The sequence below is a fragment of the Micromonospora sp. LOL_023 genome (assembly GCF_048060115.1).
Taxonomy (GTDB): Bacteria; Actinomycetota; Actinomycetes; order Mycobacteriales; family Micromonosporaceae; genus Micromonospora_E.
Map to the genome: position 1 here is coordinate 1 of NZ_JBHMIM010000179.1, position 951 is coordinate 951.

At 66.2% G+C, this 951-nt stretch carries 2 protein-coding genes; one reads left to right on the top strand and one right to left on the bottom strand.

The features are described from left to right. Positions 1-15: 15 nt before the first annotated feature. Entirely contained in the window at positions 16-474 is a 459-nt protein-coding gene (locus ACFHVL_RS31360) for a 4'-phosphopantetheinyl transferase superfamily protein (protein ID WP_416632243.1), read from the top strand. A 136-nt stretch (positions 475-610) separates the two neighbouring features. Here the strand turns inward: ACFHVL_RS31360 and ACFHVL_RS31365 are convergent, their stop codons facing one another. Further along, positions 611-880 (bottom strand): amidase family protein, encoded by a 270-nt coding sequence (locus ACFHVL_RS31365; protein WP_416632244.1) that lies wholly within the window; start codon positions 878-880, stop codon positions 611-613. Positions 881-951 lie beyond the last annotated feature (71 nt).

Genomic DNA, 951 nt, shown 5'->3' on the forward strand with positions numbered 1-951 from the left:
ACAACATGATCTTGGATGCCCTCTCCTCATGCCCGGACATCGACCCCTGACTTCGGAACTACTCGTCTAGCCGCCTCGACGGGCGCGTTTCTCGCCCGTCCTGAACCCCTGGTCTCGGTGGGCATCGACGCGGAGCCACATGCAGCACTACCCGGGGGTGCATGCCGGGTCGCCGCCGTGGCCGAGGAACAAGCAACGCTGGCGCGGCTGGCGATGACTCATCCAACGATGCACTGGGACCGGCCGCTCTTCAGCGCCAAGGAATCGATCTCCAAGGCGTGGTACCCATTCACCCGACGGGAGCTGGACTTCGTCGAGGCGCGGCTGGACATTGATCGGCGGGCGGGGGCGTTCGTCGGCCACCTGACGGTCGACGGTGCCCGGCTGACCGACGAAGAGAAGAGGTCCGCTGTAGACGTACGCTATCTCATCGATCGCGATGTGCAACTGACGACGGTGGTCGTGTCGGCCTGAGGTGAAGCACGCGAGGTGGGCAGGCGGCGCCCAGCGATTGGGAGCTGCTGCCGGACGGCCGCGGGGTTTCCCGTGGCTGAGCAGAGTTCTGAATAGCGGCTCGGGGCCTGCGTGCGCCGGATCCTCCGCCACCGCCTCATACTTGAGGGGCGCCGGCGAAGATGGCGGGTTGGCGGTCGCGCCACGGAACCGCCTGCTCCAGCTGTGCGGCGACGCGGATCAGCAGATCTTCACGTCCATGCGCGGCGACCAGTTGGACGCCGATCGGCAACCCCTCCTGGCTGTGTCCGACCGGGAGGCTGATCGCCGGGTTGCCGGAGATGTTGAACGCCGCGGTGAACGGGCCGTACTCGTAGATGCGGCGCAGCCAGGATCGGACGGTGTGCGCGGAATCGTCGTAGTCCAGTGAGCCTTTGCGAGTAACGGTTCGCGACTGGGTGTAGTGCCGGTACTCGGCTCAGGTGGTTCGGTTGTGCT